Annotated in this window: 18 protein-coding genes; 11 read left to right on the top strand and 7 right to left on the bottom strand. The window is 49.3% G+C overall.

All coding sequences use genetic code 11. The features are described from left to right. Window positions 1-139 precede the first annotated feature (139 nt). Together J7439_RS16130 and J7439_RS16135 are read left to right on the top strand one after the other, a co-directional pair. A complete protein-coding gene (locus J7439_RS16130; RefSeq protein WP_209203005.1) occupies window positions 140-1,174 on the top strand; it encodes a hypothetical protein in 1,035 nt (344 codons plus the stop codon). 212 nt (window positions 1,175-1,386) lie between these two features. After that, window positions 1,387-2,490 carry an ankyrin repeat domain-containing protein gene (locus tag J7439_RS16135; RefSeq protein ID WP_209203006.1) on the top strand — a complete coding sequence of 368 codons (1,104 nt, stop codon included), beginning with the start codon at window positions 1,387-1,389 and terminating at the stop codon, window positions 2,488-2,490. Window positions 2,491-2,631: 141 nt separating this feature from the next. On the opposite strand, the gene J7439_RS16140 is transcribed toward J7439_RS16135, so the two are convergent. From J7439_RS16140 to pheS, 4 genes are all read right to left on the bottom strand, one after another. Continuing rightward, a complete protein-coding gene (locus J7439_RS16140) occupies window positions 2,632-2,976 on the bottom strand; it encodes a MerR family transcriptional regulator (protein WP_209203007.1) in 345 nt (114 codons plus the stop codon). Next, entirely contained in the window at window positions 2,957-3,268 is a 312-nt protein-coding gene (gene ihfA, locus J7439_RS16145; RefSeq protein WP_101747798.1) for an integration host factor subunit alpha, read from the bottom strand. The genes J7439_RS16140 and ihfA overlap by 20 nt, the downstream gene beginning before the upstream one ends. 116 nt (window positions 3,269-3,384) lie before the next feature. Next, on the bottom strand, window positions 3,385-5,787 hold the full coding sequence (gene pheT / locus J7439_RS16150) for a phenylalanine--tRNA ligase subunit beta (protein ID WP_209203008.1): 2,403 nt from the start codon (window positions 5,785-5,787) through the stop codon (window positions 3,385-3,387). Window positions 5,788-5,856: 69 nt separating this feature from the next. Further along, a complete protein-coding gene (pheS, locus tag J7439_RS16155; RefSeq protein ID WP_209203009.1) occupies window positions 5,857-6,885 on the bottom strand; it encodes a phenylalanine--tRNA ligase subunit alpha in 1,029 nt (342 codons plus the stop codon). Between the two features lie 199 nt (window positions 6,886-7,084). Between pheS and thiS the strand changes: the two genes are divergently transcribed. From thiS to J7439_RS16195, 8 genes are all read left to right on the top strand, one after another. Beyond that, on the top strand, window positions 7,085-7,285 hold the full coding sequence (gene thiS, locus J7439_RS16160) for a sulfur carrier protein ThiS (RefSeq protein WP_209203010.1): 201 nt from the start codon (window positions 7,085-7,087) through the stop codon (window positions 7,283-7,285). Between the two features lie 220 nt (window positions 7,286-7,505). Next, a complete protein-coding gene (locus tag J7439_RS16165; protein ID WP_209203011.1) occupies window positions 7,506-8,285 on the top strand; it encodes a thiazole synthase in 780 nt (259 codons plus the stop codon). 11 nt (window positions 8,286-8,296) lie between these two features. Further along, the gene (gene thiH, locus J7439_RS16170; RefSeq protein WP_209203012.1) at window positions 8,297-9,421 is read left to right on the top strand and encodes a 2-iminoacetate synthase ThiH; all 1,125 of its coding nucleotides are present in this window, start codon (window positions 8,297-8,299) and stop codon (window positions 9,419-9,421) included. 27 nt (window positions 9,422-9,448) lie between these two features. Next, window positions 9,449-10,063 carry a DNA endonuclease SmrA gene (gene smrA, locus J7439_RS16175; protein WP_209203013.1) on the top strand — a complete coding sequence of 205 codons (615 nt, stop codon included), beginning with the start codon at window positions 9,449-9,451 and terminating at the stop codon, window positions 10,061-10,063. Window positions 10,064-10,148: 85 nt separating this feature from the next. After that, window positions 10,149-12,509, top strand: a complete 2,361-nt coding sequence (locus J7439_RS16180) for a hypothetical protein (RefSeq protein WP_209203014.1) — start codon at window positions 10,149-10,151, stop codon at window positions 12,507-12,509. 290 nt (window positions 12,510-12,799) lie between these two features. After that, window positions 12,800-14,224 carry an aspartate ammonia-lyase gene (aspA, locus tag J7439_RS16185; RefSeq protein ID WP_209203015.1) on the top strand — a complete coding sequence of 475 codons (1,425 nt, stop codon included), beginning with the start codon at window positions 12,800-12,802 and terminating at the stop codon, window positions 14,222-14,224. 590 nt (window positions 14,225-14,814) lie between these two features. Next, a complete protein-coding gene (locus J7439_RS16190) occupies window positions 14,815-15,453 on the top strand; it encodes a response regulator transcription factor (RefSeq protein ID WP_209277995.1) in 639 nt (212 codons plus the stop codon). Window positions 15,454-16,071: 618 nt separating this feature from the next. Further along, the gene (locus J7439_RS16195; protein WP_209203016.1) at window positions 16,072-16,455 is read left to right on the top strand and encodes a response regulator; all 384 of its coding nucleotides are present in this window, start codon (window positions 16,072-16,074) and stop codon (window positions 16,453-16,455) included. 98 nt (window positions 16,456-16,553) lie between these two features. Here the strand turns inward: J7439_RS16195 and sbcB are convergent, their stop codons facing one another. Both sbcB and J7439_RS16205 read right to left on the bottom strand, forming a co-directional pair. Continuing rightward, window positions 16,554-18,017 carry an exodeoxyribonuclease I gene (sbcB, locus tag J7439_RS16200; protein ID WP_209203017.1) on the bottom strand — a complete coding sequence of 488 codons (1,464 nt, stop codon included), beginning with the start codon at window positions 18,015-18,017 and terminating at the stop codon, window positions 16,554-16,556. 29 nt (window positions 18,018-18,046) lie between these two features. Then, a complete protein-coding gene (locus J7439_RS16205) occupies window positions 18,047-19,786 on the bottom strand; it encodes a hypothetical protein (protein ID WP_209203018.1) in 1,740 nt (579 codons plus the stop codon). Window positions 19,787-19,953: 167 nt separating this feature from the next. Here J7439_RS16205 and J7439_RS16210 point away from each other — a divergent pair, with 167 nt between their 5' ends. Then, window positions 19,954-20,184 carry a hypothetical protein gene (locus J7439_RS16210; RefSeq protein WP_209203019.1) on the top strand — a complete coding sequence of 77 codons (231 nt, stop codon included), beginning with the start codon at window positions 19,954-19,956 and terminating at the stop codon, window positions 20,182-20,184. Window positions 20,185-20,255: 71 nt separating this feature from the next. Here the strand turns inward: J7439_RS16210 and J7439_RS16215 are convergent, their stop codons facing one another. Further along, a complete protein-coding gene (locus tag J7439_RS16215) occupies window positions 20,256-20,876 on the bottom strand; it encodes a YigZ family protein (protein WP_209203020.1) in 621 nt (206 codons plus the stop codon). Window positions 20,877-20,903: the final 27 nt, after the last annotated feature.

Raw genomic sequence — 20,903 nt, forward strand, 5'->3', positions numbered from 1 at the left:
CGTCGTTTTTGATCTTGTTTTCAGGTTTGGCTCTTCAACTCTGGTAAATGGGTAATGGGAAGTTTCTTTGTTGTTGTCAGGAACTTTGTACCGATCAGGTGTTCAAAGAGCGCAGGTTCATGCACGAGGTCACTTTGTTATGAATATCACTTCTCAAATTCAACAGCATATTCCGGCTTCACCAGTCCAGGAGACGCAACACGAAGGGGTGGAAGCCATACCAGCAAAAGAGCCGTCCTGCAGTGAGACGGCTAAAGTCTTCCCGAAGTTGACAGACACAGAGACGCTGATCGAAACAGCCAAGGCGGTTGCTAAACAATTAAAAGGTCCTGACGGTGAATTAAACGACTGGGATTTCCCTTGTGGTTTAACCCCGCTGCACATTGCCTGTCTTGCTGGTGATATGGAACTGTTAAGACTCGCTATCCTGGATGATTTTTGCCAGGAGCACATTGATCAACAAACATCTGCTGATGCTGGCGCTACTGCAGATGAAGCTACTGCCAATGCAGCTACTGCATCACCAGAGGGCAATAACGAAGTTGGTGATCAAAAGGCAATTGCCACGAACCACGACACGGCTTTGCATTTTGCCCTGCTGACCGGCTGGGACAAAGGAGCAATAGCGCTTATGGATGAGCTTGATGTTCAGGATAAACTGCAAAATACCGTTAACGACAAAGGCGAAAGCCTGTTCAGTCTGGCGGCAAGTCACAGCAGTCTTGAAGTTGTTCGTGGGCTTTGTGATTCTTTCAAGACGAGTGAAAATTATCGAGAGTATCTGTTTCACAAATCAGAACACCAGAGAACCTTGCTTCATTGTGCAGTAGACCAGAAAGGTCCGGAAGTTTTCAATTATCTGCAAGATCAGCAAATGTCCGCAACCAGAGAAATGATCAGAGATTCGGCGAATGATCAGGATAACCAGCTCCGGATGCTCCCGAGAACAACGCGTGCTGATAAAGATAGAAATGGTAATACACCCGATAAACTTGCCGCAATGAAAGCTGGTCTGCTTTATATCCAGCAATTTCATGACAATCCCAAACTTGTAGAGCAAGTACGTTTTAGTGACAGTAATAACCCCTGGCTAGATTACTACTTGCAAGACATTACTGGTTTAATGCAGCCTATATCCTCGATTTCGCCGTTTAGATCATGCACCCTCGTGTGAAGTGATTAGTCACTGCCTGTTCCGAAGCATTTTCTGACCAGGCAGAATGGATTGCCATGGCTTTCCGGTTTATCACAGAACATGGCAACCATCTTCACGTTCTACTCTTCAACCCTGATAAATAAGTGATGGGAAATTTTTGGTTGTAGTCAGGAACTTTGTATTGATCGTGTATTCAAATTACCCAGGTACACGTTCGAGGTCACTTTGTTATGGATGTCAATACTTCTCAAATTAATCCGTCTTTTCCGTCTTCAGCAACCAAGGAGACGCAATTCGAAGGAGTGAAGGTCATACCAGCAAACGGGTCTTCCTGCAGTGAGGTTGCCAAGGCGTTTACGGAGTTGACAGACATTAAAATGTTGGTCGAAACAGCTCAGGTGGTTGCTGGACTATTAAAAAGTGCTGAAGGTGGATTAAACGACTGGGATCTCCCTTGTGATTTAACCCCATTGCACATTGCCTGTCTCGCAGGTGATATGAAACTCTTACAGCTCGCTCTCAAGAATGATGTCTGCCGGAGTCGCATTGATCAACACACGGCGTCTTGTTCTACTACCACTACGTCTTCTACTCCCGATTCCATTACTATCACTACTACTATCTCTGTCACTGCGGCTATCGCTGCTAATGCTGCGGGACTGAAGGACCCTGGCGAGATTAGAAATATCCTGCCAATTGCCATGAACCACGACACGGCTTTGCATTTTGCCCTTTTGACCGGCTGGAATGAAGGGGCACTAACCCTTATGGAAGCACTCAGAAGCTTGGGTAAACTGGAAAATACCTCGAACGACAAACGCAATAGCCTGTTTAGTCTGGCGGCAAGTCACAGTAGTCTTGAAGTAGTACGTGAGCTTTGCAGTCATTTCATGGGGAGTGAAAATTATCGAGCGTATTTATTTCACAAATCAGAAGACCAGAAAACTTTGCTTCATTGTGCAGTAGAGCAGGATGATCATGAAGTTTTCAGATATCTGCAACGGGAGCAAATGGAAACAACCGACAATATAAACAGGGATTTGGCAAGAAAACATGGCTACCGTCACCTGGATTTCCCGGGGAGATTACCGATATCAACACGTGATGATAAAGATAGAGATGGCAACACACCCAAAGAACTTATTGAGTTGAAACTTGGATTGGATAACATCCAGAAATTGAGAGACAATCCCAGGCTCTTAGAGCAAAAACGTTATAATGGCTGTGATAGTCTCTGGGAAAAATATTACTTGCAAGACATCGCCTTTCTAATTGATCCAGTATCCTGGATTCCGCCGTGGAAAAAGCCACCACTTAGCTACTTCTTCGGATGAAGTGATTGCCTGTTCCGAATCATTTTCTGAACAGGCAGAATCGATTGCCATGGATTTCCAGTTTATCACAGAACATGGCAACCTTCAGAAAATTTCGGCTTTGCACTGGGACAAGGTGCGGCCAATTGTTAGAGATTTAGCTCAGGACAAAATATCAACAACTGCTTCTAATTCCGATATTGCCTGCGCTATTTCAGTACGATAATCAAACGTTTGTCGCTTGACCGCATGACGCTTTAGCTGCGAGCGGGCTCCATCAATGGTAAAGCGCTGATCGTATAAAAGACTGCGGATCTGTCGAACCAGCTGTACGTCTTCATGGCGGTAATAGCGCCGATTACCTCGACGAACCGGTGACAGTTGGGGAAATTCCTGCTCCCAATAGCGCAGCACATGAGACTTAACCAAACAGAGCTCACTGACTTCGCCAATGGTAAAGTAGCGTTTGCCAGGGATGGCTGGCAGATCACTCGTCCTGGGTTCCATGTCCTGCATAGGTTTCCACTCTCGCCTTGAGTTTCTGACCGGGTTTGAAGGTCACCACACGACGTGGGGTGATCGGGATTTCCTCTCCCGTTTTCGGGTTCCGGCCTGGTCTTTGACGTTTATCACGCAAATCAAAGTTACCAAAGCCGGACAGTTTCACCGATTGATTTTTTTCGAGAGACTGGCGAATTTCCTCAAAAAACAGCTCGACCATCTCTTTGGCTTCGCGTTTGTTAAGGCCAAGCTCTTCATTCAGTCGCTCGGCCATATCGGCTTTCGTCAGGGCTCCCATGAACCAATCCCCTTTTTTGTTTTTCCCATGGTAATAGCTGTATCGGGTTTCCTGAAAGAAAGATAACAGGCTATTACCATGATCTTATTATTCACTCTGAGGCCATTGACTGGCGTTTACTGACGCAGGCTGGCATCGAAGTCCTGTTTCAAGCGGGCAACAACACGGTCAACCAGCTCATTAACCTCGTCATCCTTTAGAGTGCGGGAAGGATGCTGTAAGGTCAAGCCCATGGCCAGGCTCTTGAACCCTGCTTCAATACCCTGACCGGCATAAACATCAAAAGTATTGACCCGGCGCAACAGTTCACCGGCTTCACTGGCAATTACCCGTTCAATGTCGCCAGCAGCAGTGGCGGCGTTAACCACCAGTGCCAGGTCACGGCGAACTTCAGGATACTTCGACAGGGCTGCAAAACGGGTAACTTTGCCTTCAGTCACCGCTTTCAGGCTAAGCTCAACCAGATAGACCGCAGCGGGCATATCCATCGTCTTTGCCAGCGATGGGTGCAGTGCGCCCATATGACCAATCACTTCGCCATCACGAACAATTTCGGCACACTGGCCAGGATGCATGGCAGCATGCTCGCCCTTGCGGAACACAAACTCATTACCGGCCTGCCCCAGGGCAAAGACCGCTTCGAAATCGCCTTTCAGGTCAAAGAAGTCAACGGCTTCAGCCTTACCCTGCCAGCTTTCCGGATGACGGCTGCCAGTAATCAGTGCTGCCAGCATTGGCTCCTGTTTAAGTTCATCGCCGTCTTTGCCCTTTTCCCTGATAAAGGTCAGACCTGTTTCAAACAGACGAACCCGGCTTTGCTGACGATTCAGGTTGTAGCCAGCGGTTTTAACCAATCCTGGCAGCAACGTTGTGCGCATCACGGACAGATCGCTGGCAATCGGGTTGGACAGGGCAACAGGCTCACGCTGAGGGTCAAACAGCCGGTGCAGTTCCGGAGCGATAAAGCTGAAGCACACCGCCTCCTGATAACCACGGGCCGTCAGTACACGACGAATGTCTGATTCCTGAACCCGGGACTCGTCCACCTGTTTCATTTTTAGCAGCGCTGTCGGCGTGCTCTCAGGCAGATTGTTGTAGCCGTAAATTCGGCCAAGCTCTTCCACCAGATCTTCTTCGATGGCAATATCAAAGCGCCAGCTGGGGACAGACACCGTCCAGCATGCCTGGCCACCGGTCTCTTCAACAAGCGTCAAGCCCAGACCCAGGCGCGACAGCAAAGCTTCAATATGACGATTTTCAATGGCCATACCCAGCAGTGACGTCACTTTTTCAGAACGCAGTGTCACTTCACGCAGAGCAGGCAGGTGGGCTTCGCTGGCCACTTCCGTTACCGGACCCGGTTCACCGCCACAAATCTCAACGATCAGGGCCGTGGCACGTTCAACCGCCTTGTTCTGCAGCTGGAAATCAACACCACGTTCAAAGCGGTGGGAAGAGTCGGTGTGCAAGCCATAGGAACGGGCCTTACCGGCAATGGTAATCGGATCAAAGAATGCGCTTTCCAGGAAGATATGACGGGTCTGGTCACTGACGCCGGAACCTTCTCCCCCCATCACCCCGGCAATCGCCAGAGCCTTCTGCTCATCAGCAATGAGCAGTGTGTTGTCGTTCAGTGTGACTTCCTGGCCATCCAGCAGGGTCAGCTTCTCGCCAGACTCCGCCATGCGCACATGAATGCTGTCAGAGAGCATATCCAGGTCAAAGCCGTGCATAGGCTGACCCAGTTCCAGCATAACGTAGTTGGTGACATCCACCACCGGGTCAATGGAGCGGATACCGGAGCGACGCAGATGCTCGGTCAGCCACAATGGCGCAGAACGGGAAACGTCCACGTTACGAATAACCCGGCCAACATAGCGCGGGCAGCCCTGTGGAGCATCGATATGAACCGGGAAGGTATCATCAATGGCGGGTGCCACTTCCGCTATCTGCTCTTCCGTCACATCCGCCAGAAAGTTTGCACTGACTTCACGAGCCAGACCAGCGATGCTCAGACAGTCACCGCGATTAGGCGTCAGATCCACATCAATGATCTTGTCGTCCAGCGACAGGTATTCACGAATATTCTGGCCAACCGGGGCATCTGCCGGCAGCTCCATCAAACCATCGGAAGACTCTGCCATGCCGAGCTCTTCTTCGGCACAGAGCATGCCGAAGGATTCAACACCGCGCAATTTGGCTTTTTTAATTTTGAAGTTGCCGGGCAATACGGCACCCACAGTGGCAAAGGGAACCTTGATACCCACCCGGGCATTAGGGGCACCACACACCACCTGGAAAGACTCACTGCCGGTACTGACCTGAGTCACCCGCAGCTTATCGGCGTCCGGGTGCTGCTCACAGGCAACAATTTCACCAATAACGACACCGGTAAACTCACCGGCAACCGCTTCAACCTCGTCAACTTCCAGACCAGCCATGGTGATTTTGTCCACCAGCGCCTGGGTATCGACCTCAATATTAACCCACTGCCGCAACCACTTTTCACTGAATTTCATGCTATTTACTCAATCCTGCTAAAACCGTCCGTTCTTAAACGTTTGAAAATGACGCTGTCCCAACCGCTCTTAACGGAACTGATCCAGGAAGCGCAAGTCGTTCTCAAAGAACTGGCGCAGGTCATTGACGCCATAACGCAGCATGGCAAAACGCTCAACCCCCATACCAAAGGCAAAACCAGTGTACTTCTCAGGATCAATCCCGGAGTAGCGGAACACGTCCGGATGCACCATGCCGCAGCCCAGCACTTCCAGCCATTTGATCGAGCCATCGTCGTTACGGCCCCACTCAATATCCACCTCGGCAGAAGGCTCAGTGAACGGGAAGTAGGATGGACGGAAACGAACCTGCAGGTCATCCCGCTCAAAAAAGACCCTCAGGAAGTCAATCAGAACACTTTTCAGGTCTGCAAAGCTGACTTTCTCGGCAACGTACAGACCTTCCACCTGATGGAACATCGGGCTGTGGGTCTGGTCAGAATCACAGCGATACACCTTACCCGGGCAGACAATGGCAATGGGCGGGTTTTCATTATTTTTGACGAAGCGCTCCATGGTGCGAACCTGAACCGGTGAGGTGTGGGTTCTCAGTACGGTAGTGTCGTCAAAATAGAACGTATCGTGCATGGCACGCGCCGGATGGTGACCGGGAATATTCAGGGCTTCGAAGTTGTGATAGTCATCTTCGATTTCCGGCCCTTGCTCCACAGTAAAGCCGATGCGACCGAAATAGTCGGTAATCCGTTCCATGGTACGGGTAATCGGGTGAACAGTACCCGCCACCTGACCACGCCCGGCCAGGGATACATCAATGGCCTCACTGGCCAGTCTGGCATCCAGGGCCTGCTGATCCAGCAACGCTTTCTTATGGTTGATCGCGTCCTGAACCTGCTGCTTACCCTTGTTAATCAGCCCACCCGCTTTTGGTCGCTCCTCAGGGGAGAGCTGGCCAAGGGCCTTGAGCAAAGAGGTCAGCTCGCCTTTCTTACCAAGGAACTGAACGCGGATCTCGTCCAGACCTGAGGCGTCAGCAACGGCTTCAACGGCACTGAGTGCGCTGGCCACCAGCGTATCAAGCGTGTTATCCAGATTCTCCATGGGGTTTCCAAAACAGATGAGCTACAGAAAATAAACGGTCAATTCTAACGGCTGAACCCTGCCTTGGATAGAGTTGTCACCGCCAATAATGAAGAGTATTAGTCTTTCCGCCGCAACGCGGCTGCGCAGATCATTTGTCAAACACCACCCGGATTCTTTAGAATCTTGCCAACTTAAAAGGACTGGCACCAAATTGACCATGCAGATCACGGTAAACAATCAGCCGATGGCAGTGGAGCCCCCTATCAGCGTTGAGGCCCTGTTACAGCAACTGAACCACCTTGAAAAAGGAATAGCCCTTGCGGTCAATAGTAAAATCATCAGCCGCTCCCGGTGGGAATCTTATCTGCTGAGTGACGGGGATCACATTACGCTGATAAAAGCAACGGCAGGTGGCTAAGGAATTACCATGAATAACTTCCTCTTTTTTGCCACGGAGGCACGGAGTCACAGAGGAAAAGATTTTTTCTTTTCTCCGTGACTCCTTGCCTCCGTGGCAAGGTTTTTCTTTAACTGGTTACGATATGGAAGTTATTTCAGGACAGTTCCTAAACCTCTATTGTTTTAGTGTAAATTTGAACAGACATAAACCGAAGCTCATTAAATAACGTAAGGCTGGCATGCTGGAAATTGCGGATAAAACCTTTTCTTCACGACTGTTTACCGGAACCGGAAAGTTCAGTAACAGCCAATTGATGACCGATGCCATCATTGCCTCCGGCAGTGAACTGGTCACCATGGCGCTTAAGCGGGTTGACCTGAATGAGCAACAGGATAATATCCTCGGGCCTCTTCTGGACCGGCAGCTTGAGCACAACCTGAACCTGCTGCCAAACACCTCAGGGGCCCGCACTGCGGATGAAGCCGTTTACGCAGCCCAGCTGGCCAGAGAAGCCCTCGGCACCCATTTCGTCAAAGTCGAAATTCATCCAGACCCCAAATACCTTCTGCCAGACCCTATTGAAACCCTGAAAGCCTGCGAAACATTAAGTGCCATGGGTTTTGCCGTCATGCCTTATATCCATGCAGATCCGGTTCTCTGTAAACGCCTTGAGGAAGTGGGTGTTGCTGCCGTTATGCCCCTGGGTTCTCCCATTGGCAGTAACCTGGGGCTGAAGACCAAAGAGTTTATCCAGATTATTATTGAACAAAGCTCGGTGCCGGTGGTGATTGATGCGGGCATAGGAAGCCCTTCCGACGCGGCCCTGGCCATGGAGATGGGGGCTGATGCCGTGCTGGTCAATTCCGCCATCGCCGTGGCCCGTGATCCGGTACAAATGGCCATCGCCTTTAAAGACGCCGTTATCGCCGGGCGCAGGGCTTACCAGGCCGGTCTTGGTGGGCGCTCTTTACAGGCCCAGGCCAGCAGCCCGTTAACGGCCTTTCTGGATGACCTTTAGGAGAGGACGTGATGACCTTTCTTGACCACTTTAATCAGCTTCAGTGGGATGAATTGAAAATGACCATCCACAGCCAGACCGCTGCGGATGTAGAGAACGCCCTGCACAGCACCAGACTGAACCATCAGCAGTTTCTGGCGCTGATATCCCCGGCAGCAGAACCCTACCTGGAAGCCATGGCGCAAAAAAGCAGGCAGCTGACCCGACAACGGTTCGGCAATACTTTGCAGCTCTTTATTCCGCTCTATCTTTCCAACAAGTGCACCAATATCTGCACTTACTGCGGTTTCAGTCTCGGTAACAAAATTCGCCGGAAAACCCTGAAGATGGACGAGCTGGACCAGGAGGTGGCAGCCATCAAAAAGATGGGATTCGATCACATCCTGCTGGTGACTGGCGAAGCCCCGGGAACGGTGGGTGTCAGCTACATCAAATCGGTGATTGAGCGGCTGCGGCCACACTTCTCCCATATCAGTATTGAGATCCAGCCTCTGGACCAGGAAGATTATCAATCCCTGATGGCCGCTGGCCTTGATGCAGTGCTGGTTTACCAGGAAACCTATCACCGGTCTGCCTATGAGCAATACCATCTCCGGGGCAGCAAAATGAATTTCAACTACCGCCTGGAAACCGCTGACCGACTGGGACGGGCAGGCATTGATAAAATCGGTGTTGGTGCCTTGATTGGTCTGGAAGACTGGCGAACCGACTCGGCCATGGTGGCGGCTCACCTGGATTACCTGGAAAAGACCTACTGGCGCACCCGCTACTCCATTTCCTTCCCCCGGCTGCGCCCCTGTGAAGGTGATTTTCAGCCGGTATCGGTGATCTCTGACCGACAACTGGTTCAGCTGATCTGCGCTTACCGCCTGTTCAAACCCGAAGCCGAGCTCTCCTTATCCACCCGTGAATCGGCAACGTTCCGGGATAATGTCCTGCCCCTTGGTATCACCACCATGAGCGCCTATTCCAGCACCCACCCCGGAGGCTATGCCGATGACAATATCCTGGGCAATGAAGATCTGGAACAGTTCACCATTGACGACAATCGACGTCCAGAAGCAGTGGCGGATGCCATTCGGGCCAAAGGGCTCGAACCGGTCTGGAAAGACTGGTCCCACTGTTTCAGCCATTAACAGTTTCACTTGGTCAGTTATCCGGCTATGAGCAACTCAACAAACAATTCATCAGGCAACTCTTCTGACAACGATGACATCTCTGCTTTCCTGAAAGAGATGAAAGGCGTAAACCCATTAAAGAAAAAAGCAACCGCTGATATCCAGAAAGTTCAGCGGGTCACACCGGGCCAGGAGATTCGCAAGGCCGCTGCGGAAGACACCTTTACCGACCCGAATTTTCTTTCACTGCTCAACCCGAAGATGGTCAAACCCCATGACTTTCTGGTCTGGAAGCGGGATGGTGTGCAGGAAGGCGTGTTCAAAAAACTCCGCCTGGGCAAATATGATATTGAGGCACGCCTCGACCTCCACCACAAAACCGCCCGGGAAGCACGGGAGCAGGTTTTCCAGTTTATCAATGATTGCCGGGAACACGAGCTGCGTACTGTCTTGATAGCCCATGGGCGCGGTGAGAAAAGCACCCCGCCTGCCCTGCTGAAAAGTTACCTGTACAACTGGCTACCCCAGATGGAAGCAGTGCTGGCCTTTCACAGCGCACTGAAAGTCCATGGCGGCTCCGGAGCGCTTTATGTGATGATCAGAAAAAGTGAGCGGGAAAAACTGGAAAACCGCGAGCGCCATGCAAAACGGACAAAATAAACCACCTGAAGCAGGTAAGTGTTAGAACTATAAGACCAAATCCGAGTCTAATCTGAACTCAGAATAGCTCGGAAAGGTGACAGAGATGGATGCCAATCAGTCGGCTTCAGCAACTCAAGGTTCTTCAATTGGTTCTCAAATTGAGACTCCCACCACTCAACCAGGAGCTCGTTCACGGCATAAGCATCGAACGCTTCATCGACCCAAAAAAGCTTCCGGGAGTGCTTCTGCCCGCAGCCTCTCAGAAAGAGAGAAAGTTGCAAAAGCTCTATATGACAGGGGGGCTTCCTCTATGCAACATATTCCTGACCGGGTTCTTAAAAATCAGTGGCAATCAGAAGCCGCTCACCTTCCCAGAGAATACCAACGACAGCATATTGCTCAGATGCAAGGATTAAAAAAAATACAAAAACTGGTTCAGGAGGGACGGAAAGATGAGCTGGATAAAATTATTGGGACCACAGTGTCCTATACAGATATTACCGATGGCATTCAAACAGTTATAAATAAAAGTGAACAGCATCCGCGAAAACCCGGCATAAACCAGCAACTCCAGCAGATTAAAGAACAAACGCCTGTTACTCAATTAAAAGTGCTTAAATCAATAGCGCTTGATTTGTCAGGTACATTACAAAGAAAAAGCAAGGAGTTCCTGACAAAAACAGACAAGGAAAACTTTCATCACTGGTTTCAGGCAACCATGCGCTGCATGCTGAAAACAGACACTATTGAGCAACCATCTGACAGTAAACTGCCTGTAATTGCTGAAGCAACCCTTCAACTGTTTCAGATAATAATCGACAGACAATTAGCCGATTCTGACCTCGTGCCTTATGTTCTTCTGGCAAAAACATTGGGCAAACTTTACAAACTGTCCATTAATCAATCTGTTTCGGGAGAAACAAGAGCCAGACTAACGACGGTCATAGCATCACTGTGTGATAGTTTTGAAAACTCTGACATTGCCCGAACCCCGGCATTTATTGGCTTGAGAGAACAATCGCTGGTCATTCACCTGAAATCACTAAATCCTGCCGGAGTTAATATTCCTTCCAGCAAAAGCATAGAGCTTCTTACTGATCTTATTGAAATAGCGCCAACCACAGAAAACATATTTTTATTGATAAAAATCCTTGTAAACTTTTATGGTCTGGTTGATTTTGGAGATGAAGAGCAAGTAAGGCAACAGATAAAAAAAATCACTGCATCAGATGTTTCCGATGCTCTGATTGCTTACCTTGACGGCAACATCGCTGAAGTTGTTGCTTTAGATAGTCAAAATCCCATGGTTATTTGGCTGAAGGCAATGATTGCCCTTAACCATCAGCTTGACCCGGAAAAGTCTGAACGGTTATTAGTTGATGCTGCCAGTAACGATGATACGATGCACTTTGAACTGGCCCGGTTTTACCTTGAGCACTGCCAATCACCTGGTCGTGAAAAACTGGTAACCATCAAATCTTTATTAGAGAAATCAGAATCCAGACTCCATGAAGCAGAACGGTCTTTATGGTTGCAATGCAATGCAAAGGTTAATCAACTGATATTCCTGGAAGAAGAAAGCCAAATAACACCATCAAGTAATAATGCATTGCAAACCGTTCCTCCTGAGAAAAACGACAGGATCGAGCTAATTGAAGCCAAACCTTCAGCAACACCTACCATAGAGACGAAACAAGTACTATTAACCGATCTATCTTCAGTGATGTCACTGGCAAAAGCTCTCATTAAGAAATATCAATATCACCACGATGCCACTTCTGGCAACAGCGATGAGGTTAAAACATTTTCAGTTATTGGCTGGAAGGGAAAAAAACTCAACCCTTTTGAAGCCATGAAGCCTGAAAACCGGAATCCTGTCATCAATAAGCTGCTTCGCCATATTCATACCTGTAGAATTTTCAACAATCTTGAACAGGAAGTCAGATGTTATGACATTCTGAAAAACCAGAAATTCATGTTCATGTTACAGTTCGAACGCCTGCTCGAAGAAGCAACATGGACGCTTCTTCATTGCACTGAAGATCCTCATAGCGGTGGTTTAAGATCAAGTCAACAAGAGCGGCTGGATGCTCTGAATTTAGCAAAGCAGATGATGATCCTATGCCTGCAACACACGGTTAAACAAACTGAGATAGTAGACGGTGAACAGCGGGTTAACGACCGTATTGCATCGCTAACTGACTGGCTTGATAACATCAATAACTTCGGCGGCGATAAAGAATTGCAACAGTATATGAGACACAATATCCGCTGTCGCGCAGGAAGTGGTCTTGGTCATATCTTCCGATTTATTCAGGAGGAAACGGGAAGAAGCGAAATGGCAAAAATGGCCTCCCTGTGCTTCGGGGCCAAGACGACATTTGACCCCTGTTATAAACCTGAATGCAAAGCCCCTAAGGAAAATAGAGAGCAATACTACCGTCGGGTGACTCTTTACCGATAACCTGAATGTTAAACCACACTCAGCGCTGGAAGCGCTGAGTGTGGCATACCCGTCCTCATTGCCAATCACAAGCATAGATACGAAAACTGATCAAAATTGATACAGATCATCCCTTTTCTCTATTTTTGATACCTTTTTATTCAGTTAGGTAGTACCACTTATTGCTGATAATTATGGAGAGGCACAGACTAAACCGAGCCAGCCTGCTTTTACCAAGCAAACAGGCTTATCCGATGCAGGCTAATGTTTTTCCTCCAGTGCGCAACTATGGCGCTATCCCAGGCCAAGAAATGACAGACCTTACCCAATACCGAATTGAACACGATCTGCTCGGTGAAGCTCCGGTTCCGGAAAATGTTTACTATGGCATCCAGACTCAGCGTGCCGTGGAAAACTTCCAGATCAGTGGTGTTCAGCTTAACCACTACGCCAACCTGCCACGGGCCCTGGCCATGGTTAAGAAAGCCTGTGCATTGGCGAACCGTGATCTGGGCATGCTGGACCAGCAGAAAGCGGAAGCCATTGCTGATGCCTGTGATGAGATCATCGAAGGCCGTCTGCACGATCAGTTTGTTGTTGACATGATTCAGGGCGGTGCGGGTACTTCCACCAACATGAACGCCAACGAAGTCATCTGTAACCGTGCCCTGGAGCTGATGGGACATCGTCGTGGTGAATACCAGTACCTGCACCCGAACACCCACGTCAACATGGCACAATCTACCAACGACGTATACCCGACAGCGATGCGTCTGGCCATGGTGCTCAAGCACAAGTCACTGCTGGTAGCCATCAAGAGCCTGAAAAATGCCCTGGACGTCAAAGCCAACGAGTTCAACGACATTCTGAAGATGGGCCGTACCCAGTTGCAGGACGCGGTTCCTATGACCCTGGGTCAGGAATTCCGTGCCTTCAGCACCACCATCGGTGAAGACGTTCAGCGTATCGGTGAAATGGCCGCGCTGCTGCGTGAAGTGAACCTGGGTGGTACAGCGATCGGTACCGGCATCACTGCTGACAGCCGTTATGCGCCGCTGGCCATCAAATACCTGAGTGAAATCTCTGACCAGGAAATGATTCTGGCTGGCGACCTGGTAGAAGCCACGTCCGATATGGGCGCATTCGTTATTTTCTCCAGCGCCCTGAAACGTCTGGCGGTTAAGCTGTCCAAAATCAGCAACGACCTGCGCCTGCTCTCCAGTGGCCCGCTGTGTGGCTTTAACGAGATCAACCTGCCAGAAATGCAGCCTGGTTCGTCGATCATGCCTGGTAAAGTAAACCCGGTTATCCCGGAAGCCATGAACCAGATCGCGTTCCACGTTATTGGCAACGACATGGTCGTAACCCTGGCTTCTGAGGCCGCGCAGCTGCAGCTGAACTACGCTGAGCCAGTATTGGTTTACAAGATTCTTGAGTCTATCCAGCAGCTGTCTGCCGGCATGAACATGCTGACCGAGAAGTGCATCAAGGGCATTACCGCCAACCGTGACGTGTGCCAGAGCTACGTAGACAACAGTGTTGGTCTGGTTACCGCACTGAACCCATACCTGGGCTACGAAAACTCCAGCCGCATCGCCAAGACTGCCCTGAAGAGCGGCCGTCGTGTAGTTGAACTGGTGCTGGAAGAAGGCCTGCTGACCGAAGAGCAGCTAAAAGAGATCCTGAAACCGGAAAACATGATTGCGCCGCTGAATCTGAGCCAGTCAGCTCACTGATGATTTAACACTGACATCAGATGGAAGGCCTGTAGAAGTACAGGCCTTTTGCCTTTTCAATACACCCATCACAAACACCCCGCCTACGCACAAAACCACAACCCAAGCAGTATTATCCCTGATAACAATACAGGAAATATCATCTAATATACTGCGCCTTACTCAGATTGATGTTTGTTTGCGTTACATAACCTGTAAATTTACGCAATCAACGGAAATACTGGTACGGAACCAGAAAAAATTGATGCCTGCGGGAAGTATTACTCTGCACAAACTGCGAAAATAACTACTGACCTTCAAAAAGAGCTCCAGTGTAAGCCTGCGTTGTTTTTATTTGCCCGGATAAAGCAACAGCATCACACTCTGCTAAACTCTTTGCCGAGAGACGCTAAAACACAGAGCGAATTCCACAACCTTTAAGCAATCTTTTTCAACCTGTGTGACCTCCGGCCAACCTTCCGGTTAACACAGTTGATGCTCAAAGAGTGTTAATTATGGCTTTCCCGCATCACTTCTTTCCAGCCTGATGGCAAAAACACCGAATTATACGGCAAACTTCTCACAGTGGAGTCATTATGCAGCAACAGGACATGAAGCAAGAACCAACCGTATTTATCATCGATGATGACGAGGCTGTGCGTGACTCGCTGAAAATGTTGATGAGGTCAGTAGGTCAGACTGTCGAAGCCTTCTCTTCACCTGCTGAGTTCCTTGAAGTTTACGATGAAAACCGGCCTGGCTGTATTGTGCTGGACATCCGTATGCCCGGCATGAGCGGACTTGAGCTGCAGAGCAAGCTCAACGAGATGCACTGCATTCTACCCATCATCTTCATCACGGGTCATGGTGATGTGCCTATGGCGGTCCAGGCCATCAAAGATGGCGCAATGAACTTTATCCAGAAACCTTTCCGCGACCAGGAACTGCTGGACCTGATCAACGATGCCCTGAAACTGGATACGCAGCAGAGAAGAGAACTGCTGGAGCACAAGGAAATTCTCCGCAGGCTTTCCACCCTGACTGATCGTGAGCGTGAAGTACTGCACCATGTGGTTGAGGGTAAAGCCAACAAGGTCATCGCTGCGGATATCAACCTGAGTCAGCGCACGGTGGAAATCCATCGCTCCCGCGTTATGGAAAAGATGGGTACTAAATCCCTTGCTCACCTGGTGCGTCAGGTCATGCAGGTAAAAGAACATCTGGACGGCGAATTTAACTTCAAAATCTAAGCTGCACCGGCCTGCTCCGCATAGCTCACTCTACGAGATTGCGGAGCCACTCTCGCCTAAGCTGCATCATCCGCTTTCCTGGATTGGTTAAACAGCCAGCTTGAAACACCTGTATAAAGTTTCGATACCTTAGCTAATAGAATGAAAAGCAAGTCGTTTACTTCTAAAATGGAATTACCCCAAAGCCATTACGGGATAGACCAAATAACGACCCATTATAATTTCCGTTTAATTCTAAAAAAAATGATCTAAACGAATAATATAATAATTGACCGAACGAACAGTCATACACTTAGGTACTCGCCGAATCACGTCAAGTACATCCCTCCATTCAGGATTAAGCCAGCTAAACCTAAACTGAAGTCGTACCATTAGACAATGGCAAGAAGAGACGGTGAAATACCTTCTAAACAATTTCGGTTTAATTTGAATCAGACGGTATTTCATATTTTAAAGGTTGCTTCTTGAGCTGCTGTTAACGGCGGAACAACCTGTATGCGACTTGCATGCCAATTCTGCCCGCACGTTATCGATAAGCAGCAGCTTTTTTGCTTACAGCTGTTTCATTGCAACACGCATTGCAAACGACAGGTTACTTATTACCGCCAGGCTGCCTTTATGAACCTCGCAACCCACTGCTCAGTCTACTTATTGGAACAGGATTCCGGCACTGCCGAGGCTATTCGCAGCCTGTGCCATGAAAAATCCATGGAGCTTATCTGCTTCAGCTCGCATTTTGAACTGTTAAATGCGCTTAAGGCCGATCAGCCATCCTGTATCATTGCAGCCAATGACCAGCCTGATGGCCAGGCCCTGAACCTGATGCAGGACCTGGCCAGTAGCAACCACCAGGTTCCGGTTATCATCCTTGGTCATCATAATGATGTATCCAGCGCTGTTGCCGCCATTAAAGCAGGCGCTGTCGATTATATTGAAAAACCCACCATCTACGGCCGACTGGCAGAACAGCTGAACCTGGTCGTCAAACATTCATTCCAATAAGCTTAAGCACATAAAACCCTATGTGCTTACAGGCTGCTTTATTGGGATGGCCACACTTTCAGTCAACAGGCTTAAAACAGTTACACACTTATAGCAGATTAATAAAAGTCCTGATTGGCCAGAGTGTTCTCACGCCCCTGCACATAATCAGACAATTGTGCCAGTATACGCTGTTTTTCCAAATCTTCCCCGGCCACCGCCTGTGCCTCTCTCAATTCGTTCCAGAAATGATCAAGCGTTAATAGTTGATTATTGTCCGGATGTAGCTCCCCCGACAACCGGTCCCGACAATATTGCTTCCAAAGCCCCCGGTCTTCTTTATCCATGGTTTCAAAGTAGTGTCGGCCACGATAACGAAACAGCATCTCTTCCAGCCGCTTATCGGAAAACGAGAGACCAAGTTCAGGCAACTGCGCAGGGTTGGATGAAACAATCCGGCTCATTTCGTTTTTGTCTGCCGGAGAGAAGAAACCACCCGAATAAAGCATCTGATCAGGATCCGTGTGCTTTATCGCTGGAGACTCTGAAAACACCGCTCTGAGTTTTGCGGCCAGCCCGCTGTCCGCCAGCAACTGACTCCGGTGTGTTTCACACCTGGCAAGGTCCAATTCAAGACGATCCTGGTCTTCGGTCCTGAGAACATTCAGGGGAGCAACCGCCGGGCATTTATTAATATGAATGGTCTTTAACGGAATTCGTGCTTCCCCATCGCCTAATTGATCAACGGGTGTAAACAGCCTTCGTCGTATTTCATCCACCGATAAATTCAACAAGGGTGCCGGATCCACCGACAGATCATAAACGACAATACCATTACGGTTTACCGGATGATCAATCAGCGGCATCACCACAGCCAGGTTATTGCGCCGTGCTCCAAACATGCCCGAGACATGCACCACCATCTGCTGGCTGACAAGATTTAACAACCCGGCCACTTCACGTTTACCACGATGGGACAGATAGAACTGGAACACCCTGGGTTGCCGTTGGCGAATCAACCTTGCCAGCGCAATAGTGGCACGAACATCCGACAAGGCATCATGAGCTGCACCGTGATCCAGACCGTTCGCCGCAGTAATCTCCTCCAGCCTGAAGCTTTTGCACCCATCCTCACGCAACGGCCATTCAATACCCTCAGGTCTCAAAGCCGCAGTCAATCGGACCAGATCGATCAAATCCCAGCGACTGTTGCCATTCTGCCACTCCCGAGCATAAGGGTCATAAAAATTCCGGTAGAGGATGTTCCGGGTTACCTCATCATCAAAGCGAATAGTGTTATAGCCCAGAGCACAAGTGCCCGGCACCATAAACTCGGTATGAATGCGGCGAATAAATTCCGGCTCCACTGTCCCCTGCTCGTTCACCTTTTGTGGTGTCAAGCCGGTTACCAGACAGGCCATAGGGTTCGGCAGATGGTCTTCCGGCAACTTACAGAAAATATTCAGCGGTTCTCCCACCTCATTCAATTCTGCGTCCGTCCGGATACCCGCAAACTGGGCTGGCCAGTCAAGGGCAGGATCGATACCGAAAGTTTCGTAGTCATGGAAATAAAATGACTGCATGTTAGCCCCTTTCATCATTATTCATAAAATCAGACACAACCGATCCCAACAGAGTTCAGGCTCTCTTTAAACTTCTTCTCTTTGCTTTTGGGAATCACGATCTGCTGCTTACCCAACCGCTGACACCACTTGGACAGCACTTTATCGTTGATTATAAACTCGACAATGTCCTGAGTTTTGCAGTTCACGATCAGCGCTTCTTCTTTTATCTCCACGCCCCCGACATTGGCCGCCGCCTGTTTGAGGATACTCTCACAATCTTCCGGTAAAAAGGGCTGATCATCCCGAGCCTCAAGGAAGGCCTTTAATTCATCGACACTACCGCCAATTTGCAGCGTTTCCATCATCCTTTTACGGGATAACTTCCAGGTATGATCCTTATGATGGTCAGCGTACAGTGACAGGAACCGCTGCTCCCAGGGCGTCGGCTCACGGTCAAAGGCAATGCGCCCTTGTCGTTGAATGGTCAGTGGTGTTTCAGTTGACTCCGTATGATCTGCCTTATAATGGTCAGTCAGACCCAGTGCGTACTGGCCCAATGGGGTCAGGCGGAAATATCGCAGACCGTCGTAGCGGCTGAGGCACTCCATATCGCCGTATTGATCATAAAAGCTCTCATCGTCATTAGGGGGAGCCATTACCACATCCACCAGCCCCAGGGTTGCCGCATACTCCAGCAGGAAGCAGCGCAAATAACGGACTTCAAGATAGTCCCAACTCCTGCCATCGATACATCCATCATCCGGGTTGTAGATATAGAGATGGTGCAGTGCTGTTGTCACCTCCAGGTCAGCACCGGTAATGAACATAAAATTGGCAAAGTCGGCAAAGGCAATCCAGGCATTAACTTCACACTCCTTCAGGTAAGCAGTAATGACCTCTCTTCTTTTCAGGACATCAGTGAAATAGCGCTTCCCTTTGCCGGTTTGTCCCTTGATGCGATCAATACGACGAAATTCGTCTTCTTTCTTATTATTCAACCATTGAGCCCACATTTCCCTGATGGTGTCAGCCGGGTTGCGATCTGTCTTTTTGGCCGGAATCAGTGTAGTGCCTGACTGTTTGGTAAATTTACTGTTGCCCAGTAGTCTCAGCCAGCCGTAAGCCAGCATGGACTCGCAACCTTTTGCATCATCACACGGGTCGTCGCCATAGTATTCATGTACGGCGGAAGACACTTTTTTCAGCGTCGCCCCTGAGGCAACCCCTGTTTTCTCACTGACCTTGATTTGCTTATCCTGCAATAACAACTGTATTGAATGCAGCTCACTCAGGGCCAGCCGTTCCCGTTCAAACAGAATATGATGGTTGGGCAGAGGCTCTGGCAAGACGACGGTTGCCAACCTGTCCGGTTCAGGCTTTGAAACCAGCTGCTTTAGGGAAGCCATAACCGGCTCCGGCATTTTTCGAATGTTGTACCAGTCAGAATCCACAGTGTAGAAAAAGACCATGACAGCGTCTGATGGTTCCTGTCGATAATACCAACTGCTTTGTGGTTTATTCGGAAAGTCACCGTATTTCAGTGTGAAGCGGCCCCGATCAATCAATCCGCCGTAATTGAACAGCGACTCCTGCAACAAGGCCATCTCAAGTTCTGACAGTTTCCCCAGGTATGTTTTCAGGATCGTCTGGTCTGTCAGACCTTCTGCGATTGAGTTAACCAGCTCGGCTTTGAGGTTTTTTTTCGATTTAACGCCAAAATAGGTCAGATACTTGCTTTTCAGGCTGTCGACCTTGTCGTTGCTGATAGCTCGTTTAAGTTCAGACATAAATTCGATACACGTTTAAAAAGGTTGGGTAACCGTAAGGCGGAATTTTACAGCAGATACTCAGTGTAGCAAGATCAGGTAAAGCGTCCTGGTGCCTACCAATACAACAACACTCTCGCTCAGCAATAACGTGGCCGATATCAAGTTTGAGAAGAGGAGAAAAGACAATGAAAAAGGGAGATATGCGCCACGGCACTTTTGCCCCGGTTTTCAAGGGAAATTACCCGCTGTGCCTGCAGGCGATTGCAGGACTGCGCATCCAGTGGCAATACATGGGAGAAAGCACCATGCCCCCACTTGGCACCGGACTGTTTATGGCCATGAACGACAACAAACTTCTACAGGATCAGAAGCACTGGGTTCTGGAAAATGCCATTGAGTTTGATAACCATAATTAGCGGGAGCCTTCACTCCCGTTGTTGTCTCACAGAGCTTATGCTTTAAACATACGCTCATAAGACAGAAAGATTCAGACATCATCCTGCCACTGAATAATAATCTGGCCCCGGCTGACATTGTACAAATGTCGGGTAAGGTCCTCTCTTCCGGTTTCTGGCATCAAGATCATCATCCTGACTGACTGGCCATAGTCACACTGCTCCAGGCTCGCGTGAAACTGGTCAAGGTGATGGCGAACCATCTGCTCCCGGGCATAGTCACAGAGAAGTACGCCCGCTCTTAGTGCAACCCGCTGCTCAAGGGGCAATTGTTCACAGGCCTGCTGAACAGACGCACTGTAAGCCCTGACCAGCCCACCAGCCCCCAGTTTCACGCCACCAAAGTAACGCACCACTACAGCCACAACATCACCAATACGCTTATGTTGAAGTACATTCAACATCGGGCGACCAGCAGTACCAGAAGGCTCACCATCGTCGTCAAACCCAACCACAGCACCGCCATCCGGTGCACCTGCAACGAAGGCTGAACAGTGATGAGTGGCATCCAGGTATTCGATACGCTTTTCTTCGACAAACGCCAGGGCTTCCTGGCGAGAGTGGGCAGGAGAAATGCAGGTAATAAATCGGCTTTTTTTGACTTCGGTTTCAACCGTTATAACTTGGGCAGGGACAACGTAATCAGCAGACATGACGACCTGAGACAGCAATCGATCGGT

Source organism: Salinisphaera sp. G21_0 (genome assembly GCF_017744115.1).
In the GTDB taxonomy this organism is placed as follows: Bacteria; Pseudomonadota; Gammaproteobacteria; order Pseudomonadales; family Endozoicomonadaceae; genus Endozoicomonas.